Source organism: Streptomyces sp. NPDC037290, assembly GCF_055603245.1.
Genome location: NZ_JBVJVZ010000027.1, coordinates 1 through 18,669, shown reverse-complemented (window position 1 = coordinate 18,669; position 18,669 = coordinate 1). Strand labels below are relative to the sequence as shown.

General features: G+C 71.3%; 13 protein-coding genes. 9 read left to right on the top strand and 4 right to left on the bottom strand.

Annotation, left to right across the window (positions count from 1 at the left end):
* Positions 1-356 precede the first annotated feature (356 nt).
* Together ACZ7HQ_RS39770 and gabT are read right to left on the bottom strand one after the other, a co-directional pair.
* Complete coding sequence (locus ACZ7HQ_RS39770; RefSeq protein ID WP_471000829.1) at positions 357-1,124, bottom strand: phosphatase PAP2 family protein; 768 nt, start codon at positions 1,122-1,124, stop codon at positions 357-359.
* A 375-nt stretch (positions 1,125-1,499) separates the two neighbouring features.
* On the bottom strand, positions 1,500-2,834 hold the full coding sequence (gene gabT / locus ACZ7HQ_RS39765; protein WP_471000826.1) for a 4-aminobutyrate--2-oxoglutarate transaminase: 1,335 nt from the start codon (positions 2,832-2,834) through the stop codon (positions 1,500-1,502).
* 301 nt (positions 2,835-3,135) lie between these two features.
* On the opposite strand from gabT, the gene ACZ7HQ_RS39760 reads away from it, so the two are divergent.
* From ACZ7HQ_RS39760 to ACZ7HQ_RS39735, 6 genes are all read left to right on the top strand, one after another.
* Positions 3,136-5,262 carry an ATP-binding protein gene (locus ACZ7HQ_RS39760; RefSeq protein WP_471000823.1) on the top strand — a complete coding sequence of 709 codons (2,127 nt, stop codon included), beginning with the start codon at positions 3,136-3,138 and terminating at the stop codon, positions 5,260-5,262.
* A 108-nt stretch (positions 5,263-5,370) separates the two neighbouring features.
* Positions 5,371-7,056, top strand: coding sequence for a PucR family transcriptional regulator (locus ACZ7HQ_RS39755; protein WP_471000820.1), 1,686 nt, complete (start codon positions 5,371-5,373; stop codon positions 7,054-7,056).
* 168 nt (positions 7,057-7,224) lie between these two features.
* A complete protein-coding gene (locus tag ACZ7HQ_RS39750) occupies positions 7,225-8,670 on the top strand; it encodes an aldehyde dehydrogenase family protein (RefSeq protein WP_471000817.1) in 1,446 nt (481 codons plus the stop codon).
* 267 nt (positions 8,671-8,937) lie between these two features.
* Positions 8,938-10,305, top strand: a complete 1,368-nt coding sequence (locus ACZ7HQ_RS39745; RefSeq protein ID WP_471000814.1) for a S53 family peptidase — start codon at positions 8,938-8,940, stop codon at positions 10,303-10,305.
* Between the two features lie 129 nt (positions 10,306-10,434).
* A complete protein-coding gene (locus ACZ7HQ_RS39740; protein ID WP_471000811.1) occupies positions 10,435-11,613 on the top strand; it encodes an SMI1/KNR4 family protein in 1,179 nt (392 codons plus the stop codon).
* 56 nt (positions 11,614-11,669) lie between these two features.
* A complete protein-coding gene (locus ACZ7HQ_RS39735) occupies positions 11,670-13,607 on the top strand; it encodes an acyl-CoA dehydrogenase family protein (protein WP_471000808.1) in 1,938 nt (645 codons plus the stop codon).
* 34 nt (positions 13,608-13,641) lie between these two features.
* Here the strand turns inward: ACZ7HQ_RS39735 and ACZ7HQ_RS39730 are convergent, their stop codons facing one another.
* On the bottom strand, positions 13,642-14,109 hold the full coding sequence (locus tag ACZ7HQ_RS39730; RefSeq protein ID WP_471000805.1) for a hypothetical protein: 468 nt from the start codon (positions 14,107-14,109) through the stop codon (positions 13,642-13,644).
* Between the two features lie 356 nt (positions 14,110-14,465).
* On the opposite strand from ACZ7HQ_RS39730, the gene dxr reads away from it, so the two are divergent.
* Both dxr and ACZ7HQ_RS39720 read left to right on the top strand, forming a co-directional pair.
* Positions 14,466-15,737, top strand: coding sequence for a 1-deoxy-D-xylulose-5-phosphate reductoisomerase (gene dxr, locus ACZ7HQ_RS39725; protein WP_471000802.1), 1,272 nt, complete (start codon positions 14,466-14,468; stop codon positions 15,735-15,737).
* An 8-nt stretch (positions 15,738-15,745) separates the two neighbouring features.
* Entirely contained in the window at positions 15,746-17,038 is a 1,293-nt protein-coding gene (locus tag ACZ7HQ_RS39720; protein ID WP_471000917.1) for a M50 family metallopeptidase, read from the top strand.
* A 115-nt stretch (positions 17,039-17,153) separates the two neighbouring features.
* Here ACZ7HQ_RS39720 and ACZ7HQ_RS39715 read toward each other — a convergent pair whose 3' ends face one another.
* Positions 17,154-18,119 carry a DUF1152 domain-containing protein gene (locus ACZ7HQ_RS39715; protein WP_471000799.1) on the bottom strand — a complete coding sequence of 322 codons (966 nt, stop codon included), beginning with the start codon at positions 18,117-18,119 and terminating at the stop codon, positions 17,154-17,156.
* A 269-nt stretch (positions 18,120-18,388) separates the two neighbouring features.
* Between ACZ7HQ_RS39715 and ACZ7HQ_RS39710 the strand changes: the two genes are divergently transcribed.
* The coding region (locus ACZ7HQ_RS39710) for a flavodoxin-dependent (E)-4-hydroxy-3-methylbut-2-enyl-diphosphate synthase (RefSeq protein ID WP_471000796.1) at positions 18,389-18,669 on the top strand (281 nt) is incomplete at its 3' end.

Genomic DNA, 18,669 nt, shown 5'->3' with positions numbered 1-18,669 from the left:
CATGGCGCCGGAGACGTTCTTCGTGCAGAACGGCTACCAGTACTACGGCACCGGCAAGTGGGGCGGTCAGGACCCGCGCTGTGGGGCATACCTGCCGGTCATCCACGCCCTGCGCGACGACCTCACGCTGCTCCACGTCCAGGACTACAACTCGGGCCCGATCATGGGACTGGACAACCAGTACCACTCCATGGGCGGCGCCGACTTCCACATCGCCATGACCGACGTGCTGCTCACCGGCTTCCCTGTCGCCGGTGACCCGGGCAACGTCTTCCCGCCGCTGCGCCCCGACCAGGTCGCCATCGGCATGCCCGCCTCGACGAACGCGGGCAACGGCTACGTGGCTCCCGCCGAGGTCACCAAGGCCCTGGACTGCCTGACGAAGAAGACGAACTGCGGCTCGTACCCGACCCACGGGACCTGGCCGTCGCTGCGGGGCCTGATGACATGGTCGGTGAACTGGGACCGGTACTCGAACTGGGAGTTCCAGAAGAACTTCGACGCCTACTTCGGCTGACGAGGCCGGCGAACGGGGCGAGGGTGGTCAGCAGCATCGTGCTCAGGCACCAGCTGGCCACCACGTCCAGCGGCCAGTGCCAGCCGTGGCGGACCAGGCCGTACGACACCCCGAGGACGAGGGCCGCACAGACGGCGACCAGGGTGCGGCGGGCGGCGGCGGAACGCAGCCAGGGGAGCAGGACCAGGGTCGCGGAGCCGTAGGCGACGGCCGCCGTGGCGGTGTGACCGGAGGGGAAGTACCCCACCCCCGGAGGCACCACGGGGGTCCCCGGCCGTGCGGTCCAGTCCTTGAGCGGTACGACGACCGCCGGGACCAGCGCCATCAGAACAGCCGCCGCGAGCGGCGGCAGCCACCAGCGGCCGGCACCGGCGAGACGCCCCCGCCAGGCCGCGTACACCAGGGCCAGGACCAGCATGGGGACGGCGACCTGGATGTTCCCGAGGTCGGAGAGGAGCTCGGAGGACCGGTCCGGGTGGACGAGGACCCGGCTGAGGCGGGCGTCCAGGCGCAGCAGCGGGCCGTGGCCGATCACCTGCCAGGTGATGAGGGCGAGGAGGGCGGCCGGGAGGCCGAGGAGCGGGGCGCGGCGGACTACGGTCGACACGGCACCCAGCTTGACAGACGGGCTCGGCGAGAAGGAGGTCGGCCGCCCCGGAACAGGGGGGGTCGTTCCGGGGCGGCCGTCCGGATCGGAACGTCGCGCGCCCCGGGGGGTTTGGGGCGGCGACCGTCCGATCGGTGAGGAGATCCCGGCGTCAGGCGCCGGTTGTGTGCGCGAGGGCACGACCAGGCCGAAGCTGGGGAGGCCCCGTCCTGAAATCGCCCACAGTCCCCTGTGGGCGGGGTGTATCTCTCATCTGGAAAGAACCTACGGCAGGCCGAGGCGCTTGGGCAGACGGAATCGCGTCCCGTCATCCACCTCGCACACCTTCTTCACACGGCCTGCCGCAGGACCCCGTCAGAGGTGCGGAGCACTCGCTCAGATGCGCGAGAACGCCTGCTCGATGATGTCGAGGCCCTCGCCCAGCAGGTCCTCACCGATGACCAGCGGCGGCAGGAACCGCAGCACGTTGCCGTAGGTGCCACAGGTCAGGACCAGCAGGCCCTCGGCGTGGCAGGCCTTGGCGAGCGCGGCGGTGGCCTCGGGGTTCGGCTCCTTGGTCGTACGGTCCTTGACCAGCTCGATCGCGATCATGGCGCCGCGCCCACGCACGTCACCGATGATGTCGAACTTCTCGGCCATGGCGGTGAGGCGACCCTTCATGATCTCCTCGATGCGCTTGGCCTTGCCGTTGAGGTCCAGCTCCTTCATGGTCTCGATGGCGCCGAGCGCACCCGCACAGGCGACGGGGTTGCCGCCGTACGTACCACCGAGGCCACCGGCGTGCGCGGCGTCCATGATCTCCGCGCGCCCGGTGACGGCGGCGAGCGGCAGACCGCCGGCGATGCCCTTGGCGGTGGTGATCAGGTCCGGGACGATCCCCTCGTCCTCACAGGCGAACCACTGCCCGGTCCGGCAGAACCCGGACTGGATCTCGTCGGCGACGAACACGATGCCGTTGTCGTTGGCGAACTTCACGATCTCCGGCAGGAAGCCCTTGGCCGGCTCGATGAAGCCGCCCTCGCCGAGGACCGGCTCGATGATGATCGCGGCCACGTTGTCCGGGCCGACCTGCTTGGTGATCTGGTCGATGGCCTGCTTGGCGGCCTCCGGGCCGGCGTTCTCCGGGCCGGTCGGCCAGCGGTAGCCGTAGGCCACCGGCACCCGGTACACCTCGGGCGCGAACGGCCCGAAGCCGTGCTTGTACGGCATGTTCTTCGCCGTCAGCGCCATGGTCAGGTTGGTCCGCCCGTGGTACCCGTGGTCGAAGACGACCACGGCCTGCCGCTTGGTGTACGCACGCGCGATCTTGACGGCGTTCTCGACGGCCTCGGCACCGGAGTTGAACAGCGCGGACTTCTTGGCGTGGTCACCCGGGGTCAGCTCGGCGAGCGCCTCGGCGACCTCCACGTAGCCCTCGTACGGGGTGACCATGAAACAGGTGTGGGTGAAGTCGGCAAGCTGGGCGGAGGCACGCCGTACGACGGCCTCGGCGGAGGCGCCGACGCTGGTCACGGCGATACCGGAGCCGAAGTCGATGAGCCGGTTGCCGTCGACGTCCTCGATGATCCCGCCGCCCGCGCGCGCGGTGAAGACCGGCAGCACGGAGCCCACGCCCTGCGCGACCACGGCGGTACGGCGGGCCTGCAGCTCCTGCGACTTCGGGCCGGGGATGGCGGTGACGACGCGGCGCTCCTGCGGAAGTGCGGTCATGGGGGCTCCTGATGATCTTGCGTACCGGGCGGTCTGATCTGGCGTCCCGGACGATTCCGGGCAGTGCGTTTTCGGCCGCATACCTATCTTTCTTCGCAGGCTAGGGCCGGGGGTGGGGGGTGGGCATGCTCCATGTGGGCGTTGTAGCCCACTCCCGTTGTCCGTCGTGGACATAGCCGGGTGGCCGGGGTACGCCCAGTCGGTGGGCACTCTCGGCCGTGTAAGCGGTGAACTCCCCTTGTCATGGCATTAGATTGGCTCGCTGATGGTGGACGGAACGGCTGGTCAGGGGGCAAGGGCGATGGACGGCGACGGCACGCGAGACACGCGCGGCACGCACGCGCATCCTGTACCCCGCCCGGCGGCACCGTTCGAGGTCAGCGACGTACCACCGATGCCGACGGTACCGCCGGGGGCACCGCCGAAACCGGACGGCTCCTCCTTCCTCACCTGGCTGCGCACCCCCCGCCCGGAGGCGGCGCCCGGGGTGTGGCGCCTCGGCCACCGGCCCCGGCCCGAGCAGGAGCCCGAGCAGGTCCCGGCCCGGCAGCTGATCAGCGGCGCCCTCATCGCCTTCCTCGTCGGCTGGCTGGTGTGGTCCCTGCTGTGGAACGGCTACCTCGGCGGCTGGTGGGTCCTGCCGCTCCAGCTACTGGTCCCCGACTCCTGGCGCAACAGCGACAGCAACGTCGCGCAGGCCTTCCTCTGGTACGGCTACTACACCGTCATCGCCCTCGCCATTCTGCTCGTCGTGGGCCGTCTCGGCCGCTGGGGCGAGGTCTGGCGCCGCTACGGTCCGCCCGCCTGGCGTCCCGCCGCGCCGGTGGCCGAGCGCCCGCCCGCACCCGAGCAGGACCCCGCCGAGTGGCCCCAGCTGCGTCAAGCCGGTGCCCATGACGCCGCGGACCGGCTGGCTGCCGAGGTGAGGGCCGGGCTCATGCGGGATGTCGACCACGCGCGGATCAGCCGGGCCTGGCAGGGTGTGCGGTCCGGAAGGCACTCGCTCGCCGGTTTCACCGGCGCCGTGCTCAAGGACGGCTCCGCCGCCTGTCTGCACCCCTCCGGCGAGCGCGACCTCCCCGCCCGGCACGCGCGCCACGACCTGCTCACCGGTCAGGTCCGGCTCGGCACCACCGCCGACGACCCCCGCAACCCGTACCACTACCGCGGCGCCGGCCTCGGACTCGACCCCGGACTGCTCGGCACCTCGCTGCTCGCCGTCGGACCGTCCGGCTCCGGGAAGACCGGCGCGGTGGTACGGCCACTCGCCGAGTCCCTGTGCCTGCACGCCCTCGCCGGGCGCGCCTCCGTCGTGGTCGTCGGCGCGGCGGGCGCCGGACTCGGTCCGGCCGAGGCCTACGACGTCGTCGTACGCATCGGCCATCCGGAGTCCGTCTACGACCTCGACCTGTACGGCGGCACCACCGATCCCGACGAGGCCGCGGCCATACTCGCCGAAGCCCTCGTCGGTGATCTCGCCGACCCGCACCCGGGCAGTGACAGCCGCCGCTCCACCACGGTCCTCGCCCAGCTGCTCGGCCCCTTCCGCGCCGTCCACGACCGCTTTCCGTCCGTGCCCGAGCTGCGCGGGCTCCTCGACGGTGCTCCCGGCCCGCTCGCCGCGCTGCGCAAGGCACTGACGGACACCGGACAGGACGGGCTGCTGCGCGAACTCGATGCCCGGGAGCGGCAGATGGCCCACCCGGGTGACGTCGGCACCCTGCTCGCCGACCGGATCGCGCTGCTCGACCGGCCCGCGTTCGCCACCTTCTTCGACACCTCGGGGCACAGCCGGCCCTTCTCGCTCAAGGCCCTCGACCACCCGGTCCGCGTCCGCATCGACCTGCCCCAGCGCGGTCACGCCGATGCCTCCCGGATCCTGGCCCGCCTGGTGCTCGCCCAGTTCACCGCGGCCGTGACGGTGCGCGAGGACCGCTCGCTCTTCGCCTGCCTGATCCTCGACGACGCCTCCGGAGCCGTCACCGCGGAGGCGGTCCGCGGCATCCAGCGGCTGCGTTCCGTGGGGGCCGGCGCGGTGCTCACCCTGCGCACCCTGGACGACGTGCCCAGGCCGCTGCGCGGGCCGCTGCTCGGCGCCACCGGCTGCCGGATGGCGCTGTCCGGGGTCACCCCCTGGGACGGGCAGGACTTCGCAGACGTGTGGGGCAAGGAGTGGACCGAGACCCGGGACGTCACCGACCGGCAGATCATCGCCGAGACCCCGGCCGGCAAGGCCGTGCACATGCTGCGCCGGATCATCACCGGTAAGGCGCCCACCGCCCGGGCCGTCACCGTCCGGCAGGTCGAGCGGGAGCGTTGGTCTGCTTCCGAGTTGGCCCACGGCGTGCCGGCGGGGCATGCCGTGTTGTCGTTGACCAGTGTGCGGGGGGAGCACGCGCCGCCGTTGCTGGTGGATCTGCGGGGGTGAGGAGGCAGCGGCGGATCGTACGGTGAGGCAGAATCGGCATAGGTCGTTCATACGCCGCGGCCAAAAGATCACCGAAGGATCACCGGATCTCCGTCACGTGAAGGCCCCATGCCCCTGACCCTCGCCTCGCTCGTCCACCACTCCGCGCTCAAGCTGACCGTGCGCGCGGGCGAGGACCGTCTCGACGTGCCCGTCCGCTGGGCCCACGTCAGCGAGCTGGCCGACCCCGTGCCGTACATGGAGGGTGGCGAACTGCTGCTGATCACCGCGCTGAAGCTGGACGCGGAGGATCCGGAGGCCATGCGGCGGTATGTGAAGCGGCTGGCGGGGGCCGGTGTCGTCGGGCTCGGGTTCGCCGTCGGGGTGAACTACGACGAGATTCCCGAGGCCCTGGTCGAGGCCGCCCGGGAGGAGGGGCTGCCGCTGCTGGAGGTACCCCGCCGCACCCCCTTCCTCGCCATCAGCAAGGCCGTGTCCGCCGCCATCGCCGCCGACCAGTACCGGGCCGTCACCGCGGGGTTCGCCGCGCAGCGGGAGCTGACCAGGCAAGCGCTGAACTCCGGGCCCGAGGGGCTGCTCGGCGCACTGGCCGCCCAGGTCGACGGGTGGGCGGCCCTGTACGACGCCTCCGGCGCCGTCGTCGCCGCCGCGCCCGAGTGGGCCGGCCGGCGCGCCGCCCGGCTGACCGCCGACGTCGAGCGGCTCAGGGAGCGGCCCGCCCCCGCCTCCTCCGTCGTCGGCGGACCCGATCACGAGGACCGCGTCGAACTGCACTCCCTGGGCACGGGACGGCGGCCGCGCGCCGCGCTCGCCGTCGGCACGGCCGCCGCGCTCGGCACCGCCGAACGGTACGCCGTCCACTCCGCCATCGCCCTGCTCACCCTCACCACCGAGCGCTCCCGCTCCCTGCACGCGGCCGAGCAGCGCATCGGCGCGGCCGTCCTGCGCATGCTGCTCGCCGGGCAGCCCGACCACGCCCGGGCCGTCGCCGGGGATCTGTACGGCGGGCTGCTCGACGCGCCGTTCCGGATGATCGTCGCCGAGTCGGTGTCCGGCTCGGCGGCACGGGCGCACGCGGACGCCCACACCCACACGCACGCCCCCGCGCGCGGGCCGGGTGCCCCCAAGCCGGCACCCCCGGCCGCCGCTCTCGCCGCCGCCGACACCGGCGGGGACCCGCTGGGCGGGCTGACGGAGAGCGTGGAGTCCGCCGCCGCCCGCTCCGGGGAGGCCGTGCTGGTCGTGCCCGAAGGGGAACGGCTGGTGGTGCTCGCCGCCGACGGGGGCGCCGCGGTGGCCGCGTGCACGCAGTACGCCGCCGCGCTGGAGTCGGCGCGAGCGGTGCCCGAGCAGTCCGGGGCCGACGAGGACGAACTGGTCGTCGGGCTGTCCGCGCCGGCCGGGCCGATCGCCGCGGCGGCGGCCTACAAGCAGGCCGAGCAGGCCCTGTCCGTGGCCCGGCGGCGGGGGCGCGTGCTGGTGGAGCACGAGCAGCTGGCGGCGGGATCCGTCCTGCCGCTGCTGGCCGACGACGCGGTGAAGGCGTTCGCCGACGGGCTGCTGCGGGCGTTGCACGAGCACGACGCGACGGGCCGGGGCGATCTGGTTTCCTCCCTGCGGGCCTGGCTGTCGCGGCACGGGCAGTGGGACGCGGCCGCCGCGGACCTGGGGGTCCACCGGCACACGCTGCGGTACCGGATGCGCCGGGTCGAGGAGATCCTGGGGCGGTCCTTGGACGACCCCGACGTACGCATGGAACTGTGGCTCGCCCTGAAGGCGACCTCGCCGGAGTGACCACGAGCCGGCCGGGCCCAGGGGAAGCAGGGATGTGACCCCGCCATTCCGGCGCACCCCCCACCCCGACTGCTACGACTCGGACAAACGACCCTCGGCTGCCTCCGCCCTACCGTGGACAGCGAACCGAAACAACACCCCCAAACGCGGAAGGGCCGGGACTCGCACATGACTTCCACCCACGCCTTCTGGCTCGCCGGCCGCCAGGTCACCGGCGAGGACACCTTCGACGTCACCTCCCCGTGGGACGGCCGGCTCGTCGGCAAGGTCAGCGTGCCGACCGACGCCCAGGTCGAGGAGGCCGTGGCCGCCGCGTACGCCGTGCGGGACGAGTTCGCCGCCACCCCGGCGCACGTGCGCGCCGCCGCCCTCGACCACGTCAGCAAGCGGCTGGTCGAGCGCACCGAGGAGATCGCCCAGCTGATCTCCGCCGAGAACGGCAAGCCCATCAAGTGGGCCCGCGGGGAAGTCGGCCGCGCCGTCTCCGTGTTCCGTTTCGCCGCCGAGGAGGCCCGCCGGTTCAACGGCGGCGAGGCCCAGCGGCTGGACACCGACGCCGGCGGCCAGGGCCGCCTGGCCCTCACCCGCCGCTTCCCGAAGGGTGTCGTGCTCGGCATCGCGCCCTTCAACTTCCCGCTGAACCTGTGCGCCCACAAGGTCGCCCCGGCGATCGCCGCCGGCGCGCCGATCATCCTCAAGCCGGCTCCGGCCACGCCGCTGTCCGGTCTGGTCATCGGCGAGCTGCTGGCCGAGACCGAGCTGCCGGCCGGCTCCTGGTCGATCCTGCCGGTCGCCAACGACCGCATGCCCGCCCTCGTCCAGGACGAGCGCCTGCCGGTCATCTCCTTCACCGGTTCCGAGAAGGTCGGTTACGCGATCATGGACTCGGTGCCGCGCAAGCACTGCACGCTGGAGCTGGGCGGCAACGGCGCTGCGGTCGTCCTCGGCGACTACGCCTCCGACGCCGACCTCGACTGGGCCGCGACCCGCATCGCGACCTTCTCCAACTACCAGGGCGGCCAGTCCTGCATCTCGGTGCAGCGCGTGATCGCCGACGCGTCGGTGTACGACCGTCTGCTGCCGCGTATCGTCGCCGCCGTCGAGGCCCAGGTCACCGGTGACCCGAGCGACGCCAAGACCGACGTCGGCCCGCTGGTCAGCGAGGACGCCGCCAAGCGTGTCGAGTCGTGGGTCAAGGAGGCCGTCGAGGCCGGCGCGACCCTCCTCACCGGTGGTGACCGCGACGGCGCCTCCTACGCGCCGACCGTCCTCACCGACGTACCGACGGACACCACGATCGCCTGCGAGGAGGTCTTCGGACCGGTCCTCACCGTGCAGAAGGTGGACGGCGAGGCCGAGGCGTTCGCCGCGGTCAACGACTCCAAGTACGGCCTCCAGGCGGGCGTGTTCACCCACGACGTGCAGGCCGCCTTCCGCGCCCACCGCGCCCTCGAGGTCGGCGGCGTGGTGGTCGGCGACGTCCCGTCCTACCGTGCCGACCAGATGCCGTACGGCGGCGCCAAGCAGTCCGGTGTGGGCCGCGAGGGCGTGCGGTTCGCGATGGAGGACTACACCTACGAGCGCGTGCTGGTTCTCACCGGACTCGCGCTCTGACCTGCCACGGACAGGTCAGTCGGAACGGCCGGAGCCCACTGTGCGGGGGCTCCGGCCGTTCCTGTTCCCGGGCCGGCGGACCGAGGGATAACCCTCTGTCCGTTTCCCGGTTTTCTGTCCCCTGGTAAAGGATTCGATATCGGCTGTTCAAGAGTGTGCCCCTGCGTATTGATCTGTCCATGACTCGCCCGATGGGATGCGCCTGACCAGTTCGTCCGGGCCGGGTTCCGCCCGCCCAGGACGCCTCAGGACCACTCAGGGGACCACATGCTCATAGCCCGTTCCGGGCGCGGCGTCGCGGCGTCCGCCGCCACCGTCGCACTCGTCGCCGCCGCACTGGCGGCCACCTCCCAGGCCGGCGCCACCACCGCCGCGCCCGCCGGCGTACCGCACACCTTCGCGGCACCGGCCATCGCGGGGCACAACCTGGTCCACGGCGCGCCCAGCCCGCTGCCCATCGCGCAGTGCCAGGCCAAGTGGCACATCAACTGCTACAACCCGCTGCAGTACCGCACCGCGTACAACCTGAACCCGCTGTACAAGAAGGGCATCACGGGCAAGGGCCGTACGATCGTCATCGTCGACTCCTTCGGCTCGCCGACCGTCCAGCACGACCTGGACGTCTACAGCAAGCAGTTCGGGCTGCCCAGCACCAAGGTCAACGTGGTCAAGTGGGGCCACATCCCGAAGTGGGACCCCAAGAACTCCGACATGACCGGCTGGGCCGGCGAGACCACGCTCGACGTCGAGATGGCCCACGCCGTCGCGCCGGGCGCGAAGATTGTGCTGGTGGAGACGGCGGTCGCGGAGACCGAGGGCACCACCGGTCTGCCGGAGATGATGTCCGCCGAGAAGTACCTGATCGACCACGGTGTCGGCGACGTCATCAGCCAGAGCTTCGGTGCCACCGAGAACACCTTCCCGGGCTTCGACAAGGGCGACTTCTCCAGCATCAAGAAGCTGCGGTACGCCTTCCAGGACGCCCAGCGCAAGCACGTGACCGTCCTCGCCTCCTCCGGTGACGGCGGCGCCACCGACATGAAGGCCGACGGCAAGACGTACTACAAGAAGCGGGTCAACTCCTGGCCCTCTTCGGACCCGCTGGTCACCTCCATCGGCGGCACCCAGCTCCACCTCAACGACAAGGGCGAGCGGGTCAAGCCGGACAGCGTCTACAACGACTACGGCTCGGGCGGCGGCGGCCAGTCCCACGTGTTCACCCGGCCGTCGTTCCAGGACGGCGTGAAGAACGTCGTGGGCACCCGCCGCGGTACCCCGGACATCTCGATGGCCGCCGCGGTCAACGGCGGCGCCTGGGTCTACTCCAGCTACGACCCGACCGCCGTCGGCTGGGACGTCAGCGGCGGTACCAGCGAGGCCAGCCCGCTCTTCTCGGGCATCGTCGCCCTGGCCGACCAGGCGGCCGGCCACCGCGTCGGTGACATCAACGCAGCCCTCTACACCCTGCTCCGGCAGAAGAACCCGGGCATCGTGGACGTCAACGACGGCACCGACAACACCTACCAGGGTGTCAAGGGCTACAAGGCCGTCAACGGCTACGACATGGCCACCGGCGTGGGCACCCTGGACGCCCTCCGGTTCGTGCCGGCCCTCGGCAAGGCGAGCCGCGGCTGACGCCCGTTCGTGGATCGCTCCTGCGACGGCCCGGGTCCCCGACCCGGGCCGTCCGCGTGTACCGGTGCCGTTCGCGCGCGCCGCGCCCGGGCGGCCCCTCGTCGGTGGCGTGTGCTTCACTGCCCGGCCATGGACACACACGAAGTGCTCGCCGCCATCCATCCCGTGGTCTGGTCGGGCACACGGGAGTTGGAGTGCGCGGAGGCCGGGCATCCGAGGGGGCATGTGTGCCTGACGGCTGCCGACGGTGCCGGTCTGCCCGCGCTGCTCGCGGAGTTGAGCGGCTGGTACGGGGAGCCCCGCGCTCTCGTCAGGGGCGGGCGCGCCGATCCCGCGGTGACCGAGCGGAGCGGGCTGCCGCTGCTCGCCCCGCTCGGTCAGGACGTGATCGAGATGCACGCGTGGGCGGCCGGCGGGCGGTGGATCGGCTGCGGTACGACCCGTACCGGTGACGGCGTACGGCCCGTCGTCGTGATCACCGAGCGGGCCGCACCGTCGCTCGACGGGCTGCCCGACGACGCCTCCTGGGTGGACCGGGTCGTCGCCGTCACGGGTTGGGAGGCGGACGGAGCGTATGACGTCGACTGGGCGGCGGCCGAGGCCCGGCTGGGCACCGCGCTGCCGAGCGACTACAAGCGGCTGGCCGACGTGTTCGGGCACGGCGCCTTCGACGGCTACCTCCAGCTCTACCTGCCCGGTGACCGGCACTGCGACATCGTCGGCCACAGCGAGTGGCTGGCCCGGTGGGCCGAGGTGCACGGCAACCGGCTGTGGCAGCCGCACTGGCCGTACCCCGCTGCGGGCGGGCTGCTGAAGTGGGCGGACAGCGAGCAGGCCGACTCGTTCTTCTGGCTCACCGAGGGCCCCGACCCCGACGGGTGGCCCGTCCTGGCGTACGAGGACGACGGCACCCCCTACCGGTTCGACGGGTCGACGGCGGAGTTCGTGCACCGGCTGCTCACCGACCCGCGGCAGCCCTTCTCGACCGCCCGCCACTTCTGGGCCCACTGGTTCCAGAGGCACTGGCCTGCTCGCCGAGACTCCGGCGTGCTGGGCGACCTCGGCGAGGGTGAACACCGTGCTCCAAGCGTTGTGAACCGCTTCGACAGCCTTTCTGCGATCGCTGCGGGAGCCCTGCGTGATCCCCGTCCGGCCTCCCCGCGCGGCCTCCGCGCGCGGTCGATACGCCGAACGGGCCCCCGGGAAGCAGTTCACACCCGAGGACCGGCACTCCGGCAGACCTTTCGGCCGTTCGGACGCGCGAGGGGTGGTGGGGTCGGCCCGTTTCGGGTACCAACGATCCAGTAGCACTGGTCGGTAGCGAACGGTCCGCAATCATCCCTCTTCGCGGCGAGGTGAGCCTCATGTCCGCCCCCACCACTTCACGTACCAACGTCACCGAGCGCGAGGCCCGTCAGGTGGCGGAGGCCGCCCGGCAGCAGGACTGGCACAAGCCCAGCTTCGCCAAGGAGCTGTTCCTCGGGCGTTTCCGGCTCGACCTCATCCACCCCCACCCGCTCCCGGATCCCGAAAGCGTCCAGCGCGGCGAGGAGTTCCTCGCCAAGCTGCGCGCGTTCTGCGAGTCCACGATCGACACCGCCCGCATCGAGCGCGAGGCCCGCATCCCCGACGAGGTCGTGGCGGGCCTGAAGGAACTCGGCGCCCTCGGCATGAAGATCGACCCCAAGTACGGGGGTCTCGGCCTGACCCAGCTCTACTACAACAAGGCCCTCGCCCTGGTCGGCTCCGCGAGCCCCGCCGTCGGCGCCCTCCTCTCCGCCCACCAGTCGATCGGCGTACCGCAGCCGCTGAAGATCTTCGGCACCCAGGAGCAGAAGGACGCCTTCCTGCCCCGCTGCGCCCGCACCGACATCTCCGCCTTTCTGCTCACCGAACCGGACGTCGGCTCCGACCCGGCGCGGCTCGCGACCACCGCCGTACCCGACGGGGACGACTACGTCCTGGACGGCGTGAAACTGTGGACCACCAACGGCGTGGTCGCCGACCTGCTCGTCGTCATGGCGCGCGTGCCGAAGTCCGAGGGCCACAAGGGCGGTATCACCGCGTTCGTCGTGGAGGCGGCCTCCGAGGGCGTCACCGTCGAGAACCGCAACGCGTTCATGGGCCTGCGCGGCATCGAGAACGGCGTCACCCGCTTCCACCAGGTGCGGGTCCCGGCCGCGCACCGCATCGGCCCCGAGGGCGCGGGCCTGAAGATCGCGCTCACCACCCTCAACACCGGCCGGCTCTCACTGCCCGCCATGTGCGCGGGCGCCGGTAAGTGGTGCCTGAAGATCGCCCGTGAGTGGTCGGCGGAGCGCGAGCAGTGGGGCAAGCCGGTCGCGCTGCACGAGGCCGTCGGCTCCAAGATCAGCTTCATCGCGGCCACCACCTTCGCCCTGGAGGCCGTCCTCGACCTGTCCTCGCAGATGGCCGACGAGGACCGCAACGACATCCGCATCGAGGCCGCGCTCGCCAAGCTCTACGGCTCCGAGATGGCCTGGAAGATGGCCGACGAACTGGTCCAGATCCGTGGCGGGCGCGGCTACGAGACCGCCGAGTCCCTGAGGGCGCGCGGCGAACGGGCCGTCCCGGCCGAACAGATGCTGCGCGACCTGCGCATCAACCGCATCTTCGAGGGCTCGACCGAGATCATGCACCTGCTGATCGCTCGCGAGGCCGTCGACGCCCACCTCTCGGTCGCCGGTGACCTCATCGACCCCGACAAGTCCCTGTCCGACAAGGCGAAGGCAGGCGCGAACGCGGGCGTCTTCTACGCCAAGTGGCTCCCGAAGCTGGTCGCCGGGCCCGGCCAACTTCCCACGTCCTACGGCGAGTTCAAGCACGGCGTCGACCTGTCCGGGCACCTGCGTTACGTCGAGCGCACCGCCCGCAAGCTGGCCCGCTCCACCTTCTACGCCATGTCCCGCTGGCAGGGCCGGATGGAGACCAAGCAGGGCTTCCTCGGGCGGATCGTGGACATCGGCGCCGAACTGTTCGCGATGAGCGCGTCCTGCGTCCGCGCCGAACTGCTGCGCGGCCGGGACGACCACGGCCGCGAGGCCTACCAACTGGCTGACGCCTTCTGCCGGCAGGCCCGCATCCGCGTCGAGGAGCTCTTCGGCCGGCTGTGGACCAACACCGACGCCCTTGACCGCGACGTGGTCAAGGGCGTGCTCGGCGGGGCCTACACCTGGCTGGAGGAGGGGGTCATCGACCCGTCCGGTGACGGACCGTGGATCGCCGACGCGACCCCCGGGCCCGCCACACGGCCGAGCGAGCGCCGCCCCTTCGGCGACTGAGCCGCTCCCGTACCGGCCGGCAGGGCGCCTGGGGTCAGTTGCCCCAGGTGCCCTGGTTCACGGCGCAGTTCCAGCCCGAGCCGTGCAGGGTGAACTTCACCCCGTAGCTGTGGGTGTTGAGCAGGTGCGTCTGCACCTTCACTCCGAGGCTCGCCTTCTTGTTCAGCGTCCCCGTGTACACGGTCACCGTCTTCGAGGTCTTCTGGGTGACCTTGCCGCCCGTGGCCGTGGCCGAGCCGAAGCGGATGTTCTTGGTGTCCGTGATGGTGAGGCTGACCTTCTTGAAGCTCTTGGTCGTGCTCTTGTTCTTGATCCCGAAGTACAGACCGCCGTTGGTCACCCAGCCGTGCGAGTCGATGTAGAAGCTGGTCGGGTAGACCAGGTTGATCGGGCAACCGGTGCTGCTCGGCGTCTGCGTGGCGGCGAACGCGCCTCCGGCGAGCCCGAGCTGTCCGGCGGTCAGAAGACCGGCCGTCGCCAGGACGGTCGTGGTCGTACGCATGCGGTTCATGGTGGTGACTCCTCCCCCTTTGGCCCTGCTTGACTGGGCCCCGACGCAGAAGGATGCCATCCCCCCGGACCCGACGTGCGCAATTTCAGCAGTACTTGTCGCTCGGACGCGTGGTGCGGGGGGACGGCGCGGCGGCCTGCGCTCCTTGTCCGGCGCGGTGTCCGGGCCGCGACCGGTGCGGATCTCCGGGCGCTCACCGGCGCCGATCTTGAGACCGAACCGTTATCACACGATCTTCACCGATGCTTCACACGGAGAACCGCTCCCGCCCGCGACGAAACCTGTTCACGCACCCGCGCGGGGGACGCCCTGTCCTGACCGTCACCGCTTGCGGCAACAATGGAGGGATGACCGACAGCCCCGCCCATCCGGCACCCCTCGCCGATCCGCACCTCGTCTACGACCCCGTCGCCGGGGACGGCCCCAAGGACGTGGTGATCCTCGGCTCCACCGGATCCATCGGCACCCAGGCCATCGACCTCGTGCTGCGCCACCCCGACCGTTTCCGGGTCACCGCCCTCTCCGCGAACGGCGGCCGCGTCGCCCTCCTCGCCGAGCAGGCGCACCGGCTGCGGGTGCGGACCGTCGCGGTCGCCCGCGAGGACGTCGTACCCGCGCTGCGCGAGGCGCTCGCCGCCGAGTACGGCCCCGGCGAGCCGCTCCCCGAGATCCTCGCCGGACCGGACGCCGCCACGCAGGTCGCCGCCTCCGACTGCCACACGGTGCTGAACGGCATCACCGGTTCCATCGGCCTCGCGCCGACCCTGGCCGCGCTGGAGACGGGCCGCACCCTCGCGCTCGCCAACAAGGAATCCCTGATCGTCGGCGGACCGCTGGTCAAGGCGCTCGCCAAGCCCGGCCAGATCATCCCGGTCGACTCCGAGCACGCCGCCCTCTTCCAGGCGCTGGCGTCGGGGTCCAGGGCCGACGTCCGCAAGCTGGTCGTCACCGCCTCCGGCGGCCCGTTCCGCGGCCGTACCAAGGCCGAGCTGGCGCACGTCACCGTCGAGGACGCCCTCGCCCACCCCACCTGGGCCATGGGCCCGGTGATCACGATCAACTCCGCGACCCTCGTCAACAAGGGCCTGGAGGTCATCGAGGCACACCTCCTCTACGACATTTCCTTCGACCACATTGAGGTGGTCGTGCATCCCCAGTCGTATGTTCACTCGATGGTCGAGTTCACCGACGGATCCACGATCGCCCAGGCGACGCCCCCCGACATGCGCGGGCCCATCGCCATCGGTCTGGGCTGGCCCGAACGCGTCCCCGACGCCGCGCCCGCCTTCGACTGGAGCACGGCCTCCACCTGGGAGTTCTTCCCGCTGGACAACGAGGCCTTCCCCTCGGTGAACCTCGCCCGGCACGTGGGGCGGCTCGCGGGGACCGCCCCGGCGGTGTTCAATGCGGCCAATGAGGAGTGCGTCGAGGCCTTCCGCAGCGGCGCGCTGCCCTTCAACGGGATCATGGAGACCGTCACCCGGGTCGTCGAGGAGCACGGCACCCCGGCCACGGGAACTTCACTCACGGTGTCGGACGTCCTCGAAGCGGAGACCTGGGCCCGCGCCCGGGCCCGAGAACTGACAGCCACGACGGCGACCGCGGAGGCGCGTGCATGACGACCTTGATGTTCATCCTCGGCATAGGGGTCTTCTTCGTCGGGCTGCTCGTCTCGATCGCGTGGCACGAACTGGGGCACCTGTCCACGGCCAAGCTCTTCGGCATCCGCGTCCCGCAGTACATGGTCGGCTTCGGCCCGACCGTCTGGTCGCGGAAGAAGGGCGAGACCGAGTACGGCTTCAAGGCGATCCCGCTCGGCGGCTACATCCGCATGATCGGCATGTTCCCGCCCGACGAGGAGGGCCGGGTCTCCGCCCGCTCCACCTCCCCGTGGCGCGGCATGATCGAGGACGCCCGCTCGGCGGCCTTCGAGGAACTGCGGCCCGGTGACGAGACGCGCATGTTCTACACGCGCAAGCCGTGGAAGCGTGTCATCGTCATGTTCGCCGGCCCCTTCATGAACCTGATCCTCGCGATCGGCCTGTTCTTCACGGTCCTGATGGGCTTCGGCATCCAGCAGCAGACCACCACCGTCGCCTCCGTCTCGCCCTGCGCCATCGACCAGAGCCAGCACCGCGACACCTGCAAGAAGTCCGACCCGGTCTCCCCGGCGGCGCAGGCCGGCATGAAGCCGCACGACAGGATCGTCTCCTTCGACGGCGTGCCGACCAGGGACTGGAACACGCTCTCGGACCTCATCCGCGACAGCGCCGGCAAGAAGGTCGCGATCGTCGTCGACCGCAAGGGCCAGGAGCTGACCCTGCACACGACGATCGCGACGAACAGGGTCGCCAAGAAGGACTCCAGCGGCCAGTACGTCCAGGGCAAGTACGTCGAGGCCGGCTTCCTCGGCTTCAGCGGCGCCACCGGCGTCGTCCACCAGGACTTCGGCCAGTCCGTGACCTGGATGACCGACCGGGTCGGCGACGCGGTCGACTCCCTCGCCGCCCTGCCCGGCAAGATCCCCGCCCTGTGGGACGCCGCCTTCGGTGACGGCCCGCGCGAGCCGGACTCCCCGATGGGCATCGTCGGCGCGGCCCGGGTCACCGGCGAGATCGCCACCCTCGACATCCCCGCCTCGCAGCAGGTCGCAGGGTTCGTGATGCTCCTCGCGGGCTTCAACCTCTCCCTGTTCCTGTTCAACATGCTCCCGCTGCTCCCCCTCGACGGCGGACACATCGCGGGCGCCCTGTGGGAGGCCATCAGGCGCAACGTGGCCAGGGTCCTGCGCCGCCCGGACCCGGGCCCGTTCGACGTGGCGAGGCTGATGCCGGTGGCGTACGTGGTGGCCGGGATCTTCGTCTGCTTCACGATCCTGGTCCTGATCGCGGACATCGTTAACCCGGTCAAGATCAGTTAGCAGTCCCGCAGGCTCGGCTTGCGAGGGGCGGTCTCATACGGACCGCCCCTCCGTGGGACGCCATGGCATTCTGGTACGCACCTACAGGGCATCACGAGCCGCGCGCAGGACCCGGTCAGTGCGGGTAGGCCCGCGGTGGCCGCTGCCGGGGCAGTTCCTCGCGGAAGGCGGAGATGGCGGAGCTGATCTGGCGCATCAGGACCGTGTCCTCCAGCCGGTCGAGGTAGAGGTTCGCGCGCGCCAGGGCGGGCAGGTCGACACAGAAGTACAGCGCCATCAGCGGATTGACGAACAGCTCGCTGCCCCGGGTCCGCTCGGTGAACCGTACGTCCCCGAACTCCCCCCGCACGGCGGCCGCCACGGACCCGTGGACGATGCTCGGATGACTCGCATGGCTGTGCTGGGCATCGGCCACCGCATCGAGATAGGCGGCCCCCTCCACGCTCTCGCGAGGCAGCGAGAACGCCCCCAGATACCCGCCGGCGCGGTCCAGAGCGGCCAGGTTCTCCAGCGCCAGCGAGTGGTTGACGCCGTGGTAGGCGTCCACGCCGAAGCCGACGCAGGCGACGAGCCGGTGCGTGACCTCGTCCAGCCCGGCGACGGCCGCCAGGCTGGCCATGTCCTCCTCCGGGGTGCCGAGCCCGTGCTCGTCACCCCGCATCAGGATGTCGGTCCCGCCGTCCACCAGCACGACCGCGTCCACGCCGCCCAGGTGTTCCAGCAGCGCCCGGTAGGCGGCGCGCAGCGGCTGCACACCCGTGCGGGGAAAGGCGTACACGGTGTCGGGCAGCTCCTGCGAGTGCAGCCAGCGGGCGAGGGCGCGCTCGGGGAAGTAGTCGCCGCGCAGCGGGGTGTCCGGGCGGACGGCGGCGACGTCCTCCGCGACCCAGGAGTCCAGGTCCAGGCCGAACAGGTCGGAAAAGGACAGGCTGGCCAGGTGCACCTCGGCACCGGCCGACCGCAGCGCGAGGGCCAGCGGCAGCCCGGCGTAGACGTCGAACCCCCCACCCGCCCCGGCGACGAGGACCCGGCCCGCCTCGCGCAGGCGGGTGAAGAAGACGGGTTCGCGGAGGGAGATCATCACCCGACCCTAACAATCCCCGATCGTTCCCATGTTCGAGGCGGGCGGGTGCCCTCGGTCACCTTGGGCCACGGGCCGGTCACGGTGCTCAACCAGGGATCCTGCTCCTCCGGGCACCACACCACGCCCGGCCCGCTGTGACACGACGCCATAGGGTGGACCGTTGGGACGCCGTGTGCCTCCCTTCACGTCCGTGCCGTAATCTCGAAGCGCGGAGCCCGCTGCTGACGGGACCGGACCTTGATCCACGACTTGGGGTTGCACAGCAGATGACTGCGATTTCTCTCGGCATGCCGTCCGTTCCGACCAAGCTCGCCGAGCGCCGCAAGAGCCGGCAGATCCAGGTCGGAAGCGTGGCCGTCGGCGGAGACGCGCCCGTCTCGGTCCAGTCGATGACGACGACCCGTACGTCCGACATCGGCGCCACCCTCCAGCAGATCGCCGAGCTGACGGCCTCCGGCTGCCAGATCGTCCGCGTCGCCTGCCCCACCCAGGACGACGCCGACGCCCTCGCGACCATCGCGAAGAAGTCCCAGATCCCGGTGATCGC